Genomic DNA, 20,889 nt, shown 5'->3' with positions numbered 1-20,889 from the left:
GGACATAAAAACCGGGGATGATCCGCATGGCCTTCGCGCCGCGCGGGAGAATCGCTTTATGGATAGTCAGGTTAATCAATAACAATAATGACCACACAATGTCGCTCACCCGAGCTGTTGCCTCTGAAAATCATCGCCACCGGGGCCGCGTTGCCGCCCAACCGCGTGGCCTCCTCTACGCTCGATGCCCGCCTGGGGAAACCGGCCGGCTACGTTGAAAAGCGCTCGGGCATCGTTTACCGCTATCACGCCGCCGACGACGCCAGCCAGGCCGAGCTCGCCGCCGCCGCACTGCAAGACGCGCTGGCCCGCAGCACTATTCCGGCCGCTTCGATTGACCTGCTGATCTCCGCCTCGGCGATAGCGGTACAGGCGCTGCCGTGCTCTGCCGCGCATATTCTCAAGATCGCCGGATTGGCGCCGGGTACGCCGGGCTTCGACATCAACAGCAGCTGCGTCAGCTTTATCTCTGCGCTGCAGGTGGCGGCGGGGCTGTTGAACGCCGGGACGTATCGGCGTATCGCCATCGTCTCGGCGGATCTCGCTTCGCGCGGCATCGACTGGCAGCACGAAGAGTCGTCGCTGATTTTCGGCGACGGCGCCGCCTGCGCCATCGTGGAGCGCGGCGACGGCACCGGCGGCATCCTCGCCAGCCTGGTGGAAACCTATCCCGCCGGCAGCGAACTGTGCGAGATCCGCGCCGGCGGCACGCGCCGCAACCCGCGCGCCGGCATGTGCGAGCAAGACTTCCTGTTTCATATGCAGGGCAAGCCGCTGTTCCGTCAGGCATCGGCGCTGATTGAGGACTACCTCGACCGGCTGCTGAGCGCCAGCGGCTTGACCCTGGGGCAGATCGCCACCGTGGTGCCGCACCAGGCCAGCCATTTGTCGCTCGAACATATGCGCAAACGGCTGCACGTCTCCAGCGAGGCGCTGGTGGACATCTACCGCCATCACGGCAACCAGGTGGCGGCCTCTATCCCGACCGCGCTGCATGCCGCCGTGACCAGCGGGCGCTTCAACCCCGGCCAGCCGGTGATGCTGATCGGCACCGCCGCCGGGCTGGCGCTGGCCGGCATGGTGTTGCTGCCATGAGGGTGCTGGTGACCGGGGCGACCAGCGGGCTGGGGCGCAACGCGGCGCAGTGGTTGCTGGAGGCCGGGCATCAGGTGCGAGCCACCGGCCGCGATGAGCGGGCCGGCGAAGCGTTGCGGCAGATGGGCGCTGAATTTTACTCGCGCGATCTGGCGCAGGCCACGCCGCAGCAGTGCCGGGAGCTGGTGACCGACTGCGAGTGGGTGTGGCACTGTGCGGCCAAGTCTTCCCCCTGGGGCGGCAAAGCGGAATTTCACCGCATCAACGCCGCGGCGACGGAGAAACTGGCGGAGGCGGCCGGGCGCTGCGGCGTGCGGCGCTTCGTGCATATCTCCACGCCGGCAATCTACTTCGATTTTCAGCCGCATTACGATCTTGATGAGGGTTATCGCGCCCGGCGCTTCGCCAATCACTATGCCGCCAGCAAGCACGCCGCCGAGCAGCGGCTGTTGGCGCAGGCGAAAATCTACCCGCAAACCACCTATGTTATGCTGCGGCCGCGCGGCCTGTTTGGCCCGCACGATCGGGTGATCGTGCCGCGGCTGTTGCAACAGCTCGAACGCGATCGCGGCGTGCTGCGGCTGCCCGGCGGCGGGCAAGCGCTGCTGGATCTGACCTTTGCCCCCAACGTGGTGCACGCCATGGAGCTGGCCAGCCGGCAGCGCGGATTGCCGTCCGGCGCCGTGTATAACATCACCAACCACCAACCGCAGCGGCTGGCGGAGATGCTGGATGCGCTGCTGCGCCAGGAGCTGGGGCTGCGTTACCGGCTGCAGGCCGTGCCTTATCCGCTGCTTCATACGCTGGCCGGCGGCATGGAGCTGTGGGCAACGCTGAGCGGCAAAGAACCGCCGCTGACGCGCTACAGCGTGGCGGCGGTGCATTTCGACATGACCCTGAGCCAGACCCGCGCGATCGAAGAGCTGGGCTATCGGCCGCGTTACTCGATGGAAGAGGGGATCCGCCTGACCGGCGAGTGGCTGCGGCAGCAAGGAGGCATACCGCATGGCTAAGGTCACCGTTTTTGAAGTGGGCTATTGCACGCATATCGGCTGCATGGCGCTGCGCGGTGCCGGGTTCCGGGTGTGTAAATTTCCGGCGCGCGCCTATCTGCTGGAGGTGGGAGAGCGCCGCTGGCTGTGGGATACCGGCTATGCGCATTATTTTCAGCAGCACACGCAGTCGGGGGTGTTCAGCCTTTACCGCCGCATGACGCCGGTCTATTTCGATCCCGCCGAGTCGTTGGCGCACCAGCTGCGCGAAGCCGGTTACGCCGAAGGCGACATCCAGGCGCTGATCGTCTCGCACTTTCACGCGGATCACATCGCCGGGCTGCAGGATTTCAGCCGCCTCGATTTTATTTGCTGCGGCGAAGGCTGGCAGCAAACCCGTGGGCTGCGCGGTTTCGCGGCGCTGAAACGCGCCTTTATTCCCGGCCTGATCCCGGCGGATTTCGAGAGCCGCCTGCAGTTTATGGAGTCTTTTCCCTCGGTGGCGTTGCCCGCACTGCTGGCGCCGTTCGATCGCGGTTACGCGCTGCCGGGCAGTGAAGGGCAAATCGTGCTGGTGCCGCTGCCGGGGCATGCGGCCGGCCATATCGGCGCCTTTATCCTCACCGACGCCGGCTGGACGCTGTTGGCCAGCGACGCCGCCTGGTCGCCGCAGAGCTACCAGACGCTGCGCGGGCCTTCGCGCCTGGCCAATCTGGTGATGGACGACGCGGTGGCGTACACCCGCACGCTGGAACGGCTTAACCAACTGTGGGCGGGCGGCCAGGTCAACATTTTGCTGTGCCACGAGGGGGACCTGTGATCCCTTTCATGACCCTGTGGCACTACTTCCGCGCCCGGCGCCTGCGCTTTGGCGATCGTGCGGCGCTGGAGGCGCATCAGGCTCGGCAGCTCGCGGGCTTTGCCCGCCGGGTGCTGAGCAAGAGCCCCTATTTTCAGCGCTTCAGCCGCCGGCCGTTCGCCGAATGGCCGCAGATGGACAAGGCGCTGATGATGGCGCAGTTCGACCGGATGAATACCGCCGGGCTGAGCCGGGAGGCGGTGCTGGCCTGCGCGCAGCGCAGCGAGGCGGATCGCGATTTCACGCCAAAGATCGGCCGCTACAGCGTCGGGTTGTCGTCCGGCACCTCCGGGCAGCGCGGCGTGTTTGTCGTCAGCCCGCGCGAACAGCAGGTGTGGGCCGGCGGCATGCTGGCGAAGATGCTGCCGGACGGGCTGCTGGCCGGTGAGCGTGTCGCGCTGTTTCTGCGGGCGGACAATAACCTCTATCACAGCGTAAACAACCGTTGGCTGAGCCTGGCGTTTTACGATTTGCTGGCGCCGTTCAGCGAGCATCTGCCCGCGCTGGAACGGCAGGCGCCCAGCATCATCGTGGCGCCGGCGCAGGTGCTGCGCGCCCTGGCGCTGGCGGTGCTGGCCGGGCAGGTGAAGCTGCCGGTCAAAAAAGTGATTTCGGTCGCCGAGGTATTGGAAGAACAGGATCGCCGCCTGCTGATGCAGGTGTTTCCGGCGGTCGGCGAAGTGTATCAGGCCACCGAGGGGTTCCTGGCCGCGACCTGCGCGCACGGCACCCTGCATCTGAACGAAGAGTTTTTGCATATCGAACCGCAGTGGATCGACGAACTGCGTTTCACGCCGCTGATCACTGATTTCACCCGCAGCACGCAGCCGATCGTGCGTTATCGGCTGGACGATGTGCTGGTGCTGCGCAAGGAACCCTGCCCGTGCGGGCAGCCGACGCGGGCGATTGCGCGTATCGAAGGGCGGCGCGACGATCAGCTGATGCTGCCCGATGCGCAGCGGCAACCGCAGGCGGTGTTCGCCGATGCCTGCAGCCGGACGATCGCCAATGCGCTGCCGCTGACCAGCGATTACCGCCTGATCCAGCGCGGCGAGCACCGGCTGGAGTTGATCGCCGATTGCAGCCCGGCGGCGTTGGCGCACTGCCAGGCGCAGCTGATCGCGCTGTTCGCTCGCCAGTGCATCGCCACCGATCGGCTCGAATGGCGGTTGACGGCGCAGGCGGTGCTGCCGCAGTTCGATCGCAAGCGGCGGCGCATCGTGCGCCAGGCGGAGGAAGCATGAAAAATACGCTGTTCAGGCTAGGGCACATGTTGCTCGGCTGGGGGACGGTCGGGGTGGTGTATAGCCTGACCGATCGCCTGCAGGGGACGGGAACTTTGTTGCCGCCGTCGGCGCTTGATCGGGCGATCCCGTTCAGCCCGGCGGCCATTTGGCTTTACCTGTCGTTCTTCCTCATCGTCCCGGCGGGCTATTTGCTGGCGCCGCTGCAGCGAATCAAATGGCTGACGCTGGCGATGCAGCTGACGGCGCTGGGCGCCGGGGCAGTTTACCTGCTGTGGCCGACCACCATGGCCTATCCGCGGAACGATGGCGTTGGGATCAGCGCGCAGCTGCTGGCGGCGTTAACCCAGGTGGATTCGCCGCAGAACTGCCTGCCTTCGTTGCATATGGCGCTGACGGTGCTGGCGGTGTGGGCGCTGAGCGACGGCGAGCGCAAAATGCGGACGGCGCTGTGGATGCTGTGGGGTGTGGCGATCGCGTTCTCCATTCTGCAGCTGCGCCGCCATTTGTTTGTCGATCTGGCCGCCGGCGCGCTGCTGGCGCTGTGCGCCGGGTGGTTGGCCCTGCGCATCAAGACCCTGCGCCGGCGGGTGGTTAAAGGAGAAATGGGATGAGCGATCTGGCGTTGCCGATAGTGTTCATGCTGTTCATCGTGGTGGCCGAGGCGGTGGCGCTGCAGTGGGGGCGCCGTGAGCCGGTCAACTGGCACGATCTGGTGTTTAACCTGAACTCCGGCCATATCATGCTGTGGCTGTTCCGCGGGCTGGAGATCACCTGCTACGGCTACGTGGCCGCGCATTTCAGTCTGGGGCTGCTGGACGCCTGGCCGCCGCTGCTGATGTGGCTGTTCGCCCTGCTGGCGTGGGACTTCGGTTTCTACTGGCTGCATCGCCTGCACCACCGCTTCCGCGTGCTGTGGGCGGTACACGTGGTGCACCACCAGGGGGAGCACTTCAACCTGTCGCTGGGGGTGCGCAACTCCTGGTATTCGTCGTTGACGTCGATCCCGTTCTTTTTGCTGCTGGCGCTGGCGGGCGTGCCGCTGTCGGTGTTCGTCACGGTGTCGATTTTTCACTACAGCATTCAGCTGTTTAACCACAATGCGCTGACGCCGAAGCTGGGCGCGCTGGAAAAAATCCTGGTCACGCCGGCGCACCACCGGGTGCACCACGTCAAGGACATGGCGTATTCCAATAAGAACTTCGGCGGCAGCTTTATCTTCTGGGACAAGCTGTTCGGCACGTTCTGCCCGGCGTTGCCGACCACGCCGTTCAGCTACGGCGTCGGCGGCGACCGGCCGTCCGCCAACCCGTTCTGGGCGAGCAATCTGCCGTTTCTGCGCTATTTCCGTCTGGCATGGCGCCCGGCGCTGGGCCGGCCGCGCGACCGCCGTTCGGCGCTCAGCGTTTTCAGCGGCGCCATGCTGCTGTTCTCGCTGGTGGTCGGTTACGTCTACCAATACGGTTACGGCTACGGCGACATCAGCTGGCCGCAAATGGCGTTGCTGGTGCTGCTGGCGTTGGGCTCGGTAGCGCTGGGCGGCATGACGGAAGGGCGGCGGTGGGCGAGCGCCGTCTGGCTGCTGATCGCGCTGGGCATGCCGCTGCTGTTTATCGGCTATCTTGGCTGGCCGCAGCGCTATTGGCATATCGCCATGGCCGCCGTCGCGCTGCATGCCCTGTGCGTGGCGCTGGGCTGGGGGCGAGTGGCCGCGCCGGCCGCCGTGGAGGAACCGCATGGCTGACTCATTACCGCCGCTGCGTTTCCCTGCCGATGGCGAGCAGGCGTTTCACCGCGATCTCAAGCGCGCGGCGCACGCCTGCCTGGCGGGCGATCATCGCTATGCCGATACCGTGCGGCTGGCCAAGGCCGCGCTGTTGCTGGCGCTGTGCGTCGGGTTTTATGCCCTGAGCCTGCTGCAGCATCAGCCCTGGGCGTTTTTCCTCTGCTATTTCCTGTTCGTGGCCATGGGCATGCTGCTCAACGTCAACGTCAACCACGATGCTTCGCATAACGCCTTCTTGCGCGCGCCCTGGGCCAATCGCCTGGTGGGGCGGCTGGTGACGCTGCCGCTGGGCGTCGATCCGGACTATTGGCGCACGCGGCACGTGGATTACCACCACGTTTACGCCAACGTCGAACACTACGATCTGGACACCGAAGAGAACGGCTTTTTCCGCCAGACGCCGTTCCAGCGCTGGCGGCCGCATATGCGCTATCAGCATCTGTACTGGCCGCTGATCGCCGCGCTCTCGCTGCCCTACATCGCGTGGATTTTCGATTGGTCCGATCGGCTCGATAAAACGCCGCTGCGGGAAAAACGCGTGCTGGCGGGGCGCGGCGGTTGGACGCTGTTCGTGCTGTGCAAATTGCTTCATGTGGCGCTGGTGCTGGTGGTGCCGCTGATCCTGTGCCACCGGCACGGCATCGGTTGGGGCTGGGTGCTGTTGGCTTACGTGCTCAGCCAGATGTTTGCCTCGCTGCTGGTGGTGTTCCTGCTGCTGGGCACCCACTGGGCGCAGGCCGAGTTCTATCCGGCGCCGGCGGGCGACAGCATGCCGCACGGTTGGTACCGGCACAATTTCGCCACCGCCTGCGACTGGCAGCCCGAGCCGCGCTGGCTGGAGCACCTGACCGGCGGGCTGAACTATCACCTGACCCATCACCTGTTTCCCGGCTGGAATCACCGCCACTACCCGGCGCTGGCCGCCGCAGTGGCGGAAGTGGCGCATCGGCACGGCATGGCGTACCGCTGCATCGGCTATCGCGAACTGCTGGCGCAGCAACAGCGCTTCTTACGCCGGATGGGGCAGCCATGAAGCCGCTGCGTCCGTTAGCCTACCGGCGTGACGACAGTGGGCTACATCGTGCGCTGATGCAGGCCGCCCAGCATTATTTGACGGCCAACGGCGATCACCGCTTCGCCGACGGCGGCATGCTGGCGAAGGTGGCGCTGCTGCTGGCGCTGTGCGGCCTGTGTTACGGGTTGAGCCTGCAGCAGCAAAACGGCTGGGCGTTTTTCGCTTGCTACTTCGGTTTTATCTTTATCGGCATGTTCCTGACGGTGAACGTGGTGCACGATGCCTCACATAACGCGTTTTTCCGTCGGCCCTGGGCCAACCGCTGGCTGAACGCCCTGGTGAGCGTGCCGCTGGGGCTGGATCCCGACTGCTGGCGTGTGCGGCACGTGCTGTTCCACCATGCCCATAACAATATCGAACATTACGACCCCGACATCGACGCCAACGGCGTGCTGCGGCAAACGCCGTTCCAGCGCTGGCGGCCCTTTATGCGCGCCCAGCGCTACTATTGGCCGCTGGTGGCGGCGCTGACGTTCCCGTACTACATCTGGCTGTTCGACTGGCTGGATCGGGCGGGCCGCACCCGCGTGGCGGCACGCATGGCGCAGCAGGGCGTGCGCGGCTGGTGCGAGTTTCTGGCGGGCAAGGCGGCGCACCTGCTGCTGGCGCTGGCGATCCCGTGCTGGCTGCTGCCGCCGGCCATCGGCATCGGGCAAATCCTGCTGGTCTATTTGCTGAGCCAGATGCTTTCTTCATTGCTGTTCGTGATGTTGATCATCGGCACCCACTGGGCCAAGGCCAATTTTTACCAGGCGCCGGCGCAGGGTGCGATGCCGCACGGCTGGTATCACCATGTGTTCGCCACCACCTTCGACTGGCTGACCCGGCCGCGTTGGCTGGGTTACTGGCTCGGCGGGGCGAACCTGCATTTGACGCATCATCTGTTCCCGCACTGGAGCCACCGCCATTACCCGGCGCTGAGCCGCATCATCGGCGAGGTAGCGCCGCGTTTCGGCATCGACTACCGCCTGCTGGAGTTGGAGGAGCTGTTGCGCCTGCAGCAGCGCTTCCTCAGCGCGATGGGGCGCAAACCGCATTAGCGTTGCATGCGGATTGTGCGAGGCGTTACGCAGTTCACTAATTGAACGATAGTTGCCCTTCCAGTAGACTTTCCTCCTGTGAATCAACGGCCACAGGAGGTGGACTATGCGCAGCTTGCCGATTCGGTTATCGAACAAAATTGATGATGATCTGAACGATATTGCCCGGCGTCATGGGATGGAAAAAACCGAGGTAATCAAAATGGCGTTTGCACTGATTACCCTTGCCGATAAGTACTGGATGAAACAGGATGGTACTTCTCTTGGCATTGTACGGGAGAAGGGTGAACAGCTTGAAGCGGTGGGGCGGGTCGTGGAGATCTTCCCATGAACATCGAAAGCCGTAATCTGCGCGATGAGGCCAGCCAGGTTTATCTGGAGCAGGTGTTGGTCTTCGACGAAATGGAGCGTCTGCGCCTGGCGCGCCAGGTATTGTGCGGGATATTCGCGGTCAGCGTGGCGTATTCGCCGCCCACGCGTATTGGGACAAAAATGAAGCGCTGAGGCAAGCGTTCGAACTGGTGAAGATCGGCGCCTTGCCGCTGGTCACGCTGGTGGTTTCCTTCTACTTTCCCACCAGCGCGGCCAGATAAGGCGCCGCGTCAATGCGACTTCATGCCCGCCGCGGTCATCAGCAGGCGGAACAGCGAGGCGACCACGAACAGCCCCAGCACGCTGGCGCTCCAGATGATCACCAGCCAACCGATGCGTTTCCACCAGGGCGCCGGCGCGGCGGTTGCCGTTTTATCTTGCATAGCGTCCTCCCTTCTCAGTGATAGCCGTGTTCATGGCTGATCTTGCCGCGGAACACGTAGTAGCTCCAGAAGGTGTAGACCAGAATGATCGGGATGATGAACAGCGCGCCCACCAGCATAAAGCCGAGGCTCTGCGGCGGGGCGGCGGCGTCCCAAAGGCTGATGGCCGGCGGGATCAGGTGCGGCCAGATGCTGATGCCAAGCCCGCTCAGGCCGAGGAACACCAGCAGCAGCGTCAGCATGAACGGCGAGTAGTGCGCGCCGCGTTTCACCCCGCGCTGAATTCCCCAGGCGCTGAGCAGCACCAGCACCGGCACCGGCAGCAGCCAGAACAAATTCGGCAGCGTAAACCAGCGGGCGGCGATTTCAGGATGCGCGATCGGCGTCCAGATACTGACCGCGGCCAGCACCAGCAACAGGATCGCCAGCAGCGGCGTCGCCAGATGATACATGCGCGCCTGCAGATCACCGGCGGTTTTCATCACCAGCCAGGTGCAGCCTAGCAGGGCGTAGGTCACCACCAGCCCCAGTCCGCAGAACAACGCGAACGGCGTCAGCCAGTCCAGTGCGCCGCCGGCGTAGGTGCGGCCTTCGACCGGGAAGCCGTTGATCACGGCGCCCACCACCACACCCTGGCTGAAGGTGGCGAAGATTGAGCCCCAGATGAATGCCTTGTCCCAGATATGGCGTTTCTCCGGCGTCGCCTTGAAGCGAAACTCGAAGGCCACGCCGCGGAAAATCAGCCCGATCAGCATCAGCGTCAGCGGGATCGCCAGCGCGTCGAGGATCACCGAGTAGGCCAGCGGGAAGGCGCCAAACAGCGCGGCGCCGCCCAGCACCAGCCAGGTCTCATTGCCGTCCCACACTGGGGCGACGGTGTTCATCATCAGATCGCGGTCGCCGCTCTCTTTCACCCACGGAAACAGGATGCCGATGCCCAGGTCGAAACCGTCCATCACCACGTACATCATGGTGCTGAACACGATGATCACAAACCAAATCAGCGGAAGATCGATGCCCATGTTCAGCTCCTGTCGTCCAGAGTGTCGTTGACCGCGGACAGCGGACGCGCCGGCCGGCCCTCGGTATTGTCTTCTTGGTGTTCATGCGGCTGCGGCCCTTTGCGGATCAGGCGCATCATGTAGGAATAGCCCACGCCGAACACCGAGCAGTAGACGATGATGAACGCCAGCAGGCTGATGCTCATGTGCAGATCGCCGTGCGCGGAGACCGCGTCCTTGGTGCGCAGCAGGCCGTACACCACCCACGGCTGGCGGCCGATCTCGGTGGTGAACCAGCCCGCCAGCAGCGCCAGCAGCCCGGAAGGGCCCATCCACAGGATGAAGTACAGGAACGGACGCGACTGATACAGCCCGCCGCGCCAGCGCAGCCACAGGCTCCACACCCCGGCCAGGATCATCAGCATGCCCAGCCCGACCATGATGCGGAACGACCAGAACACCACGGTGGAGTTGGGGCGATCTTCCGGCGGGAAGGATTTGAGCGCCGGCACCTGTTCGGTCAGGCTGTGGGTCAGGATCAGGCTGCCGAGGTACGGTACTTCCAGCTTGAAGCGGGTCTCTTCGCGCTCCATGTCCGGCCAGCCGACCAGGATCAGCGGCGTGGCTTCGCCCGGCGGGTTTTCCCAATGGCCTTCGATGGCGGCGATCTTCGCCGGCTGGTGTTTCAGCGTATTCAGGCCATGCGCATCGCCGATCAGCGCCTGCACCGGCGCGACGATCAGCGCCATCCACATCGCCATCGACAGCATTTTGCGCATCGCCGGGGTATCGCGGCCGCGCAGCAGGTGCCAGGCGGCGGAGGCGCCGACGAAGAACGCCGAGGAGAGGAAGGCGGCGGTGGACATGTGCAGCAGGCGGTACGGGAAGGACGGGTTGAAGATCACCTTCAGCCAGTCGACCGGTACCACCTGGCCGTTGATGATTTCATGCCCCTGTGGCGTCTGCATCCAGCTGTTGGAAGCCAGGATCCAGAAGGTGGAGATCAGCGTGCCGAGCGCCACCATGCAGGTGGCGAAGAAGTGCAGGCCGGGGCCGACGCGGTTCCAGCCGAACAGCATTACGCCGAGGAAACCGGCTTCGAGGAAGAAGGCGGTCAGCACTTCATAGGTCAGCAGCGGCCCGGTAATGCTGCCGGCGAACTCGGAGAAGAAGCTCCAGTTGGTGCCGAACTGATAGGCCATCACCAGCCCGGACACCACGCCCATGCCGAAGTTGACGGCGAAAATCTTTGACCAGAAGTGGTAAAGCTCACGGTAGGCTTCATTGTGCGTTTTCAACCATAATCCTTCCAGCACCGCCAGATAGCTGGCTAAACCGATGGTGATGGCGGGGAAGATGATATGGAAAGACACGGTGAAGGCGAACTGTATTCTGGCGAGTTCCAGTGCATCAAGACCCAGCATGGCGCCTCCTAGGGTTGAACATAAATTAACCTCTTGAGTATAGCTGTCATTTTTATGTGAAATACTTGGCGTTAAGTTAAGCACGGAGTACAGTGACTATAATAGTGACAGTTATTTTACTTTTTCATATAACAGTTAATGGTTATGACCCGATACGAGCAGCTTGCGCAGCAGATTAGAGAACAGATCCAGAACCGGGTGTGGCGGGCGGGCGACAAGCTGCCTTCGCTGCGCGAGAGCGGCAAACGCGCCGGACTGAGCCTGATGACGGTGGTGCAGTCTTACCAACTGCTGGAGAGCCAGGGGTGGATCGTCGCCCGGCCGCAGTCGGGCTACTACGTGGCGGCGCGCCCGCAGCCGCTGCCCCAGCCTTCGCGCGGCGAGAAGCTGTTGCTGAGCGAGCAGGTGGACATCAACGCCTTTATTTTCGACGTGCTGCAGGCCTGCAAGGATCCGGATATCGTGCCTTTCGGTTCGGCCTTTCCCGACGCCACGCTGTTCGCCCAGCCGAAGCTGGCGCGCGCGCTGAGCAGCGTGGCGCGCAAGTTCACGCCGCACAGTTCGCTGGCCAACCTGCCGCCGGGCAACGACGCGCTGCGGCGGCACATCGCCCAACGCTATGCGCTGAGCGGCATGCAGGTCGCGCCGGACGAAATCGTCATCACCGCCGGGGCGATGGAGTCGCTCAGCCTCAGCCTGCAGGCGGTGACCCAACCGGGCGACTATGTGGCGATCGAATCGCCGGCGTTTTACGGCGCGCTGCAGGCGCTGGAACGGCTGCGGTTAAAGGCGGTGGCGATCGCTACGCATCCGCAGGACGGCATCGATCTGGACGCGCTGCAGCAGGCGGTGGACCAGTATCCGATCAAAGCCTGCTGGTTGATGACCCATTTCCAGAACCCGCAGGGCGCCACCCTGCCGGAGGCCAACAAGCAACGGCTGGTGACGCTGCTGCGCGAACGGCAGATCTCGCTGATTGAAGACGACGTCTACGGCGAACTGTACTTCAGCGCGGAACGGCCGCTGCCGGCCAAGGCGCTCGACAGCGGCGGCCAGATCCTGCACTGCTCGTCGTTTTCCAAATGCCTGGCGCCGGGCTTTCGCGTCGGCTGGGTGGCGGCGGGGCGTTATGCGCAGCAGATCCAGCGTTTGCAGCTGATGAGCACCGTTTCCACCAGCGTGCCGACCCAGATGGCGCTGGCGGATTATCTGCTGCACGGCGGCTACGATACCCATCTGCGGCGGCTGCGGCGCCTGCTGGCCCAGCGCCAAAGCGCGATGCGTCAGGCGATCGCCCACCATTTCCCGCCGACGGTGAAGGTCAGCCAGCCCGACGGCGGCTACTTCCTGTGGCTGGAGCTGGATCCGGCGCTGTCGTCGATGGAACTGTACCGGCGGGCCCTTTCCCGGGGCATCAGCATCGCGCCGGGGCGCATGTTCACCACCGGCGACCATTTCAACCACTGCTTCCGCCTCAATGCCTCTTTTGAATGGAACGACCGCTTTGAAGAGGCGATCAAAACCTTAGCCAAGCTTATCCGGGGGCTGGCGGCGGCAGGCTGAACGGCACACCTGGCGTCAGGACAGATAGTGTTTCAACGCGCGCCCGGCCTGGTGGATCGCCGAATGCACCGCCGGGACGTGGGCGAGCGGATTCAACAGGCCGTAGTCGTGGATCAGCCCGTTATAGCGGGTGGAGGTGACCTCGACGCCGGCGGCATCGAGCAGACGCGCGTAGGCTTCGCCCTCATCGCGCAGTACGTCCAGCTCGGCGGTTTGCACCAGCGCCGGCGGCAACCCCCGCAGCTGGTCCGGCGTGGCGTTGAGCGGCGAGGCGTAGATATCTTTGCGCTGCGCCTTATCGGGCGCGTAGCTGTCCCAAAACCACTTCATCATGTTGCGGGTCAGGAAATGGCCTTCGGCAAACTGATGATAGGAATCGGTATCAAACTGGGCGCGGGTGACGGGCCACAGCAGGATCTGGCAACGCAGCGCCGGTATGCCTTTCTGTTTGGCCATCAGGCTGACTACCGCCGCCATATTGCCGCCGGCGCTGTTGCCGACCACCGCCAGCCGCGAGCCGTCGACGTTGATCTTCTCGCCGTACTCGGCCACCCATTCGGTGGCGGCGTAAGCCAGGTTGATCGCCTCAGGGTAGCGCACCTCCGGTGAGCGGGGATAATTGACGAACACCGCCGCCGCACCTGAGCTGTGCACCAGATCGCGCACCAGCCGTTCATGGGTGGGAAAATCGCCCAGCACCCAGCCACCGCCGTGGAAGAACATGAATACCGGCAGCGCCTCTTTGACCCTGGCCGGCCGCACCAGCTGCAGCAGAATATCCTGACCTTCTACGTGAATGGTTTTCTCGCTGATCTCGACCTCGCGCAGCGGCACCTCGACGCTGCGTTGCGCGTCCTCCAACACCCTGCGCGCCTCTTTGGGCTTCATCTGTTCCATAGGTTTACCGCCGCCGGCATTCAGCGCGTCGAGAAACGCGCGGATGTCGTGTTGGGCGTGCGGCTGGCTGAGATCGACGGTTTTCTTGGGCATGGGGACTCCTTGTGCGCAGAAGAGAAGGGGCGGTCAGGATCACAGTGTAGTCGCTGGCGCACAAAGCAGGAGCCGCGGCCAGCGTGGCCCCTTTTGGCCGGTGGGGTCTCGCGTCGCTGCCGCGATGCACCATTCTGGCGCACTGCTGCACCCACTGGGGGCAAAAAGTGTGATAGCGAGCAAATCCGGCGAAATTATTTTTGCGAGCCCGATCAGAAATCCTGAAGTTTTTCGCAATTGAATAGGATTTCGCGCGCAATGATGATTTTAGGCCTTATTTTTTAATTTATGCATTACCAATGCATAGAAAATGAATAACTATGCAATATAAGCCGTTGTTTTAACGCCAGAAATAGCAAAATCCGGTAAAAATCCCGTTTTGGCACGATAGCTGCTCTACACTCTTTATCAAACGACATGTATTTTAACTGCTCGTTAACATTTACTCCCCGCTCAGGGACCGGATATACGCCATAAATAGTGAAAAACCGATTTTATGTAACAGATTTGTTTCTAAATCAGCGGTAAGGGGCAGCATTTTCTCCGCCGTGAAAGTCGGTTTTGAACAACGGTTTTTTTGCAATGTGGCGGCCTAGCCGGGCCTGAGCGGCCCTTACAGTCAAAATTCAGCCTTTGCTGAGATTATGAGGTCACTATGGAACAGCCAATCGCAGTTACCCGCCAGTCTTTCGATGACTGGATGGTCCCGGTTTATGCCCCTGCCGATTTTATTCTGGTGCGGGGAGAAGGCTCGCAGGTGTGGGATCAGCAGGGTAAGTCTTACATCGACTTCGCCGGCGGCATCGCGGTTAACGCGTTGGGGCATGCGCACCCGGCGGTCAAGGCGGCGCTGGTGGAGCAGGCGGGCAAACTGTGGCATCTGGGCAATGGCTATACCAACGAACCGGTGCTGCGCCTGGCCAAAAAATTGATCGACGCCACCTTCGCCGACAAGGTGTTCTTCTGCAACTCGGGCGCCGAAGCCAACGAAGCGGCGCTGAAACTGGCGCGCAAGCATGCGCACGACCAGCACGGCGCCGGTAAGGATCAGATTGTGGCGTTCAACAACGCGTTCCACGGCCGCACGCTGTTTACCGTGTCCGCCGGCGGCCAGCCAAAATACTCGCAGGACTTTGCGCCGCTGCCGGGCGGCATCACCCATACGCCGTACAACGATCTGGCCGCGGCGGCCGAGCTTATCAACGATCGCACCTGCGCGGTGATCGTCGAGCCGATCCAGGGCGAGGGCGGCGTGCTGCCGGCGGAAGCCAGTTTCCTGCAGGGGCTGCGTGAGCTGTGCGATCGCCATAATGCGCTGCTGATCTTCGACGAAGTGCAGACCGGCGTCGGCCGCACCGGCCACCTGTATGCCTACATGCAGTACGGCGTGGTGCCGGACGTGCTGACCACCGCCAAAGCGCTGGGCGGCGGCTTCCCTATCGGCGCCATGCTGACCACCGATGCGCTGGCGAAAACGCTGGGCGTCGGCACCCACGGCACCACCTACGGCGGCAACCCGCTGGCGACGGCGGTGGCGGGGACGGTGTTCTCCATCATCAACACCTCGGAAGTGCTGGAGGGCGTCAAACAGCGTCACCAGTGGTTTATCGACGGGTTGAACGACATCAACCGTCAGTACCCGATCTTCGCCGACATTCGCGGCGGCGGTTTGCTGATCGGCTGCCAATTGACGAAAGACTATGCCGGCAAAGCGAAGCAGATCACCCAACTGGCCAACGAAGAAGGCGTTATCGCGCTGATCGCCGGCCCGGACGTGGTGCGTTTCACGCCGTCGCTGATCATCCCTGAGCAGGATGTGAAAGAGGGGCTGGCGCGATTCGCGCGCGCCGTGGCGCGCATTTGCAGCTAATCAGCGGGCTGCGCCTTCACCGGCGCAGCCTGATTCAGAAGAGGTTCGCATTATGATGATTATTCGCCCTATAGAGCGTCGCGATCTGGCGGATTTATTGACGCTGGCCGGTAAATCCGGCATCGGTCTCACTTCACTGCCGCAAAATGAAGATACCCTGTCGGCACGCATTGAGCGGGCGTTAAAAACCTGGCAAGGCGAACTTCCGCAAAGTGACCAGTGTTATCTGTTCGTGTTGGAAGACAGCGAGCGCCGTCAGGTGGTCGGGGTCTGCGCGATCGAAGTGGCCGTCGGCCTGGCGGAACCCTGGTACAGCTTCCGCGTCGGCACGCAGGTGCACGCTTCCAAACAGCTGAACGTCTATAAATCGGTGCCGACGCTGTTCCTCAGCAACGACCATACCGGCCATTCGGAGCTGTGCACGCTGTTCCTCGATCCGGATTATCGTCACGGCGAGAACGGCAAGCTGCTGTCGAAGGTGCGTTTCCTGTTTATTGCCGCGTTCCGCGAACGTTTCTCCCGGCGCCTGATCGCCGAGATGCGCGGTTTCTCCGATGAAAACGGCCGATCGCCGTTCTGGGAGAGCGTCGGGCGCCATTTCTTCTCCATCGAGTTCGCCAAGGCGGACTACCTGAGCGGCACCGGGCAAAAGGCGTTTATCGCCGAACTGATGCCGAAACACCCGTTGTATGTCGATTTCCTGGCCGAAGACGCGCAGAAAGTGATCGGCGAAGTGCATCCGCAAACCCTGCCGGCGCGCCGATTGCTGGAGGCGGAAGGCCTGAGCTATCAGGGCTACGTCGATATCTTCGACGGCGGCCCGACGCTGGAAGCCGAGATCGACCACATCCGCGCGGTGAAGCAGAGCCGCCTGGTGAAAGTGGTGCTGGATGACACGCCGATGCGCGCCGATGCGCCGGTGCATCTGGTGGCCAACGACAACTATCAGCACTACCGCGCACTGTTGGTCAATGCCGATCTGTATGACGACCGCCTGCATATCAACGCCGCCACCGCCGCGGCGCTGGGCGTCGAACAGGGCAGCCCGGTGCGGGTGCTCCCCCTTATTGCACAGGAGAAAGCATGATGTCTCATCCTGCACTGTTGATTAACGGCGTCTGGCGGCAGGGCCGCGGTGCCGAGTTCGGCAAGGCCGATCCGGTCGGCAACCAGCCGCTGTGGCGCGCCAACGCCGCCGATACCGACGACGTCGCCGCCGCCTGCGAAGCCGCGCGCGCCGCGTTCCCGGCCTGGGCGCGGACGCCGTTCGAGCAGCGCGAACAGCTGGTAAAACGCTTCGCCGCCTTGCTGGAAGAACACAAGCAGTCGCTGGCGGAAACCATCAGCCGCGAGACCGGCAAACCGCGCTGGGAAACGCTGACCGAAATTCAGGCGATGATCGGCAAGGTGGGCATTTCGCTGCAGGCCTATCAGACGCGTACCGGCTTTAGCCAGACGGCGATGGCCGATGGCGCTTCGGTGCTGCGCCATCGTCCGCACGGCGTGCTGGCGGTGTTCGGGCCTTACAACTTCCCCGGCCATCTGCCGAACGGCCATATCGTGCCGGCGCTGTTGGCCGGCAACTGCGTGGTATTCAAACCGAGCGAGCTGACGCCGCTGACCGCCGAGGAGACCCTGAAGCTGTGGCTGCAGGCCGGCCTGCCGGACGGGGTGATCAACCTGGTGCAAGGCGGCCGCGAGACCGGCGAAGCGCTGGCGGCCAGTGCGGATATCGACGGCCTGCTGTTCACCGGCAGCGCCGGCACCGGCTATCACCTGCATCGCCAATTGGCGGGGCAGCCGGAGAAGATCCTGGCGCTGGAGATGGGCGGCAACAACGCGCTGATCGTCGACGGTTTTGACGATCGCGATGCGGCGGTCAACCTGGCTATCCAATCGGCGTTTATCTCCGCCGGCCAACGCTGCACCTGTTCACGCCGTATTCTGGTGAAGCAGGGGGCGGAAGGCGACGCCTTTATCGAACGTTTGGTCCAGGTGGCGGGCGAACTGCGCGTCGGCCGCTGGGATGCCGAACCGCAGCCGTTCATGGGCGGGGTGGTGTCGGCAGCCGCGGCGGAAAACATGCTGAACGCGCAGCAGCGCTTGCTGGCGCTGGGCGGCAAATCGCTGCTGAGCATGCGCCTGCTGGAACCGGGCAGTTCGCTGCTCAGCCCGGGCATCGTCGATCTGACCGGCGTGGCCGGCGTACCGGACGAAGAGTATTTCGGCCCCTTGACCACCATCGTGCGTTACCGCGATTTCGACGAAGCGCTACAGCTCGCCAACCGGACGCGCTACGGCCTGTCGGTGGGGCTGGTATCGCCGCAGCGCGAGTTGTTCGAGCGCTTGCTGCTGGAAGCGCGCGCCGGCATCGTCAACTGGAACAAGCCGCTGACCGGGGCGTCCAGCGCGGCGCCGTTCGGTGGCGTGGGGGCCTCCGGCAACCATCGCCCAAGCGCCTTCTATGCGGCGGACTATTGCGCCTGGCCGATGGCTTCGCTGGAAAGCGAAAGCCTGTCGCTGCCGGCGACGCTCTCGCCGGGCTTGTCGTTCCGTTAATCGTCTGCGGCGGCGCGATGGCGCCGCCGCAGGCCATCCCCAGGGGATAGCCATGTCAGGATATGAAGTCAATTTCGACGGTTTGGTGGGGCCGACGCACCACTATGCCGGGCTGTCGTTCGGCAATGAGGCCTCGACGCAGCACCAAAACAGCGTATCGAACCCGAAGCTGGCGGCGAAACAAGGTTTGCTGAAAATGAAGGCGCTGGCCGATCTCGGTTTCCAGCAAGGGGTATTGCCGCCGCAGGAGCGGCCGCACTTGCCGATGCTGCGGCGCCTGGGTTTCAGCGGCAGCGATGAGGCGGTGCTGGCGCAGGCGATGCGTCAGTCGCCGCGCCTGCTGTCGGCGCTCAGCTCGGCGTCGTGTATGTGGACCGCCAATGCGGCTACGGTGTCGCCTTCGGCGGACAGCGCCGACGGCAAGGTGCATTTCACCGCCGCCAACCTGAACAACAAATTCCACCGCGCCATCGAAGCGGAAACCACCACCGCCGTATTGCGGGCGATGTTCAGCGACGATCGGCATTTCGCCCACCATGAGGCGCTGCCGCAGGTGGCGTTGTTCGGCGACGAAGGGGCCGCCAACCACAACCGTTTGGGCGGCGACTACGCCAAGCGCAGCGTGCAGGTGTTCGTCTACGGTCGGCAGGAGTTCGGCGGCGAAACGGCGCCGGCGCGTTATCCGGCGCGCCAGACGCGCGAAGCCGGTGAGGCGATCGCTCGCCTGCATCAGTTGGACGAGCAGCATACGGTCTTCGTGCAGCAAAACCCGGCGGTGATCGATCAGGGCGTGTTCCATAACGACGTGATTGCGGTCAGCAACCAAAACGTACTTTTCCACCACCAGCAGGCGTTTCACCGCCAGCAGCAGGCGCTGGATGAAGTGCGCCGCAAGATGGCGACGCTGGACAGCGAGCTGGTGGCGATCGAGGTGCCGACCGAGCGCGTTTCGGTGGCGGACGCGGTGGCGACCTACCTGTTCAACAGCCAAATTCTTACCAAACCGAACGGCAGGATGATGATCGTGGTGCCGGAAGAGTCGCGTCAGCACGCCGGCGTGTGGCGTTATCTGAACGACATGGTCGGCAGCGGCGGCCCGATCGATGAAATCCGCGTGTTCGACCTGCGCGAAAGCATGCGCAACGGCGGCGGCCCGGCCTGCCTGCGGCTGCGGGTGGCGCTCAACGAACAAGAGTTGAGAGCGGTCAATCCGCGCGTGATGATGAACGAGCGGCTGTTTGCGACGCTGAACGAATGGGTGGATCGTCATTACCGCGATCGCCTGACGCAGGATGACCTGGCCGATCCGCTGCTGCTGCGCGAAGGGCGCGAGGCGCTGGATGCGCTGACGTCGATCCTCGGCCTCGGTTCCATCTATCCATTCCAACGCTAAGGGAGGCGGCATGATCGATCTACTGCCCCTGACGCTGGAAGGGAACGAACCCGTCGAATGGCAGGGTGAAACACCACAGCTGCGCTGGCGCTGGCAGGGGGAAGGGGTGCTGGAGCTCACGCCGCGGCAGCCTTACCGCCAGGCGATGGTGATGTCGGCGGGCGTGCACGGCAACGAAACCGCGCCGATTGAACTGCTCAATCAGCTGGTCGGCGATCTGCTGGCCGGCCGGTTGCCGCTGAAGGTGCGGCTGTTGGTGGTGCTGGGTAACCCGGCGGCGATGCGGGCCGGCAAGCGTTATCTGCACAGCGATATGAACCGCATGTTCGGCGGCCGCTACCGCAACTTCGCCGCCAGCGGCGAAACCGTGCGCGCGCAGCAGTTGGAGCGTGCGCTCGCCGCCTTTTTCGATGGCGAGCAGGCGGCGCGTTTCCACTACGATTTGCACACCGCCATCCGTGAATCGCGTTTGCCGCGCTTCGGCATTCTGCCCTTCCAGAAACGCCCGTACAGCGAGCCGATGTTGCAGCTGCTGGATGCCGCCGATCTGGATGCGCTGGTGGTGCACAGCGCGCCGGGCGGTACCTTTAGCCACTACTCCAGCGAACATCTCAATGCGGCGAGCTGTACGCTCGAGTTGGGCAAGGCGCGGCCGTTCGGCAGTAACGATCTGCAGCAATTCGCCGCCATCGATCGCGCGCTGCGGGCGGCGGTCAGCGAAGGGCCGCCGCCGGTGCGTGCGGGCGCCGAGATTCGGGTTTTCCGTGTGATGCACTCGTTGATCAAGCACAGCGAAGATTTCAAGCTGCACCTGGACGATGACACGGCCAACTTCACCGAGCTGAAACCGGGGATGTTGCTGTGCGAGCAGCCGCAGGAGGAGTATCGCGTGGGCCAGGAGGGGGCGTGGATACTGTTCCCTAACCCCGGTGTGGCGTTGGGCCTGCGTGCCGGTATGTTGTTGAGCGAAGTTTCCCGTTCTACGCTGTATTGATTTATCCACGGCGGCGCCCTCAGCGCGCCGCCGTTATTCCCTTCATTATTTTAGTCTGCTATTTCCCGCTATTTTAATTGCCGTAAGGCGAATTTTATTCGTTCTGAAGAGATTCCCTTATGTGAATGAATAAAAGGCGGTGTCAGATGATTAGCTGAAAGTCTTAATTGCCTGGTGAATATGTTAAGACAAAAATGTGAAATAAGTAACGTTTTTAATAACCATGCTAATTTTATTGTTACTTTTGAA

The 20,889-nt window shown here is 63.3% G+C and carries 19 protein-coding genes and 1 pseudogene; 16 read left to right on the top strand and 4 right to left on the bottom strand.

The features are described from left to right. Positions 1–87 precede the first annotated feature (87 nt). The 10 genes and pseudogenes from SSARUM2_RS14435 to SSARUM2_RS14390 all read left to right on the top strand — a co-directional run bounded on the left by SSARUM2_RS14435 (position 88) and on the right by SSARUM2_RS14390 (position 8,684). Positions 88–1,095: a 3-oxoacyl-[acyl-carrier-protein] synthase III C-terminal domain-containing protein gene (locus SSARUM2_RS14435; RefSeq protein ID WP_033634922.1), complete on the top strand. Its 1,008-nt coding sequence runs from the start codon at positions 88–90 to the stop codon at positions 1,093–1,095. Further along, entirely contained in the window at positions 1,092–2,108 is a 1,017-nt protein-coding gene (locus SSARUM2_RS14430) for an NAD(P)-dependent oxidoreductase (RefSeq protein ID WP_043147593.1), read from the top strand. Before SSARUM2_RS14435 ends, SSARUM2_RS14430 begins: the two co-directional genes overlap by 4 nt. Continuing rightward, complete coding sequence (locus SSARUM2_RS14425; RefSeq protein ID WP_033647714.1) at positions 2,101–2,907, top strand: MBL fold metallo-hydrolase; 807 nt, start codon at positions 2,101–2,103, stop codon at positions 2,905–2,907. Before SSARUM2_RS14430 ends, SSARUM2_RS14425 begins: the two co-directional genes overlap by 8 nt. Beyond that, positions 2,904–4,190: a F390 synthetase-related protein gene (locus SSARUM2_RS14420; RefSeq protein ID WP_049234800.1), complete on the top strand. Its 1,287-nt coding sequence runs from the start codon at positions 2,904–2,906 to the stop codon at positions 4,188–4,190. The genes SSARUM2_RS14425 and SSARUM2_RS14420 overlap by 4 nt, the downstream gene beginning before the upstream one ends. Beyond that, the gene (locus SSARUM2_RS14415; RefSeq protein ID WP_049234798.1) at positions 4,187–4,804 is read left to right on the top strand and encodes a phosphatase PAP2 family protein; all 618 of its coding nucleotides are present in this window, start codon (positions 4,187–4,189) and stop codon (positions 4,802–4,804) included. Before SSARUM2_RS14420 ends, SSARUM2_RS14415 begins: the two co-directional genes overlap by 4 nt. Next, the gene (locus SSARUM2_RS14410) at positions 4,801–5,934 is read left to right on the top strand and encodes a sterol desaturase family protein (RefSeq protein ID WP_060452577.1); all 1,134 of its coding nucleotides are present in this window, start codon (positions 4,801–4,803) and stop codon (positions 5,932–5,934) included. The genes SSARUM2_RS14415 and SSARUM2_RS14410 overlap by 4 nt, the downstream gene beginning before the upstream one ends. Beyond that, on the top strand, positions 5,927–7,009 hold the full coding sequence (locus tag SSARUM2_RS14405; RefSeq protein WP_060452578.1) for an acyl-CoA desaturase: 1,083 nt from the start codon (positions 5,927–5,929) through the stop codon (positions 7,007–7,009). Before SSARUM2_RS14410 ends, SSARUM2_RS14405 begins: the two co-directional genes overlap by 8 nt. Then, positions 7,006–8,091, top strand: a complete 1,086-nt coding sequence (locus SSARUM2_RS14400) for an acyl-CoA desaturase (protein WP_060452579.1) — start codon at positions 7,006–7,008, stop codon at positions 8,089–8,091. The genes SSARUM2_RS14405 and SSARUM2_RS14400 overlap by 4 nt, the downstream gene beginning before the upstream one ends. Positions 8,092–8,197: 106 nt before the next feature. Then, entirely contained in the window at positions 8,198–8,422 is a 225-nt protein-coding gene (locus SSARUM2_RS14395) for a hypothetical protein (RefSeq protein ID WP_025303190.1), read from the top strand. Continuing rightward, a pseudogene (locus SSARUM2_RS14390) lies at positions 8,419–8,684 on the top strand (hypothetical protein). Before SSARUM2_RS14395 ends, SSARUM2_RS14390 begins: the two are co-directional and overlap by 4 nt. Positions 8,685–8,693: 9 nt before the next feature. Here the strand turns inward: SSARUM2_RS14390 and SSARUM2_RS14385 are convergent. Genes SSARUM2_RS14385 through SSARUM2_RS14375 form a run of 3 tightly spaced genes read right to left on the bottom strand, consistent with a single transcriptional unit; the run spans position 8,694 to position 11,271 of the window. Next, complete coding sequence (locus tag SSARUM2_RS14385; protein WP_071605360.1) at positions 8,694–8,846, bottom strand: DUF2474 domain-containing protein; 153 nt, start codon at positions 8,844–8,846, stop codon at positions 8,694–8,696. Between the two features lie 14 nt (positions 8,847–8,860). Beyond that, positions 8,861–9,868, bottom strand: coding sequence for a cytochrome d ubiquinol oxidase subunit II (cydB, locus tag SSARUM2_RS14380; protein WP_033634913.1), 1,008 nt, complete (start codon positions 9,866–9,868; stop codon positions 8,861–8,863). Between the two features lie 2 nt (positions 9,869–9,870). After that, on the bottom strand, positions 9,871–11,271 hold the full coding sequence (locus SSARUM2_RS14375; RefSeq protein ID WP_033647706.1) for a cytochrome ubiquinol oxidase subunit I: 1,401 nt from the start codon (positions 11,269–11,271) through the stop codon (positions 9,871–9,873). A 144-nt stretch (positions 11,272–11,415) separates the two neighbouring features. Here SSARUM2_RS14375 and SSARUM2_RS14370 point away from each other — a divergent pair, with 144 nt between their 5' ends. Beyond that, positions 11,416–12,834: a PLP-dependent aminotransferase family protein gene (locus tag SSARUM2_RS14370; RefSeq protein WP_033647705.1), complete on the top strand. Its 1,419-nt coding sequence runs from the start codon at positions 11,416–11,418 to the stop codon at positions 12,832–12,834. A 15-nt stretch (positions 12,835–12,849) separates the two neighbouring features. Here the strand turns inward: SSARUM2_RS14370 and SSARUM2_RS14365 are convergent, their stop codons facing one another. After that, complete coding sequence (locus SSARUM2_RS14365; protein WP_043147591.1) at positions 12,850–13,824, bottom strand: alpha/beta hydrolase; 975 nt, start codon at positions 13,822–13,824, stop codon at positions 12,850–12,852. Positions 13,825–14,479: 655 nt separating this feature from the next. On the opposite strand from SSARUM2_RS14365, the gene SSARUM2_RS14360 reads away from it, so the two are divergent. The 5 genes from SSARUM2_RS14360 to astE are packed head-to-tail and all read left to right on the top strand — an operon-like array spanning position 14,480 to position 20,640. Next, entirely contained in the window at positions 14,480–15,694 is a 1,215-nt protein-coding gene (locus tag SSARUM2_RS14360; RefSeq protein WP_060452580.1) for an aspartate aminotransferase family protein, read from the top strand. Between the two features lie 52 nt (positions 15,695–15,746). Further along, a complete protein-coding gene (gene astA, locus SSARUM2_RS14355) occupies positions 15,747–16,781 on the top strand; it encodes an arginine N-succinyltransferase (protein WP_033647701.1) in 1,035 nt (344 codons plus the stop codon). After that, a complete protein-coding gene (astD, locus tag SSARUM2_RS14350; protein ID WP_041038021.1) occupies positions 16,781–18,253 on the top strand; it encodes a succinylglutamate-semialdehyde dehydrogenase in 1,473 nt (490 codons plus the stop codon). Before astA ends, astD begins: the two co-directional genes overlap by 1 nt. A gap of 52 nt (positions 18,254–18,305) precedes the next feature. Further along, positions 18,306–19,646, top strand: a complete 1,341-nt coding sequence (gene astB, locus SSARUM2_RS14345; protein WP_049232831.1) for an N-succinylarginine dihydrolase — start codon at positions 18,306–18,308, stop codon at positions 19,644–19,646. Positions 19,647–19,656: 10 nt separating this feature from the next. Then, positions 19,657–20,640, top strand: a complete 984-nt coding sequence (gene astE / locus SSARUM2_RS14340) for a succinylglutamate desuccinylase (protein WP_033654434.1) — start codon at positions 19,657–19,659, stop codon at positions 20,638–20,640. Positions 20,641–20,889: the final 249 nt, after the last annotated feature.

Origin of the sequence: Serratia sp. K-E0102 (genome assembly GCF_029962625.1) — a bacterium.
Lineage (GTDB): Bacteria > Pseudomonadota > Gammaproteobacteria > Enterobacterales > Enterobacteriaceae > Serratia > Serratia sarumanii.
The sequence above is the reverse complement of the archived record's forward strand: the minus strand, read 5'-3'. Positions and strand labels throughout refer to the sequence as shown.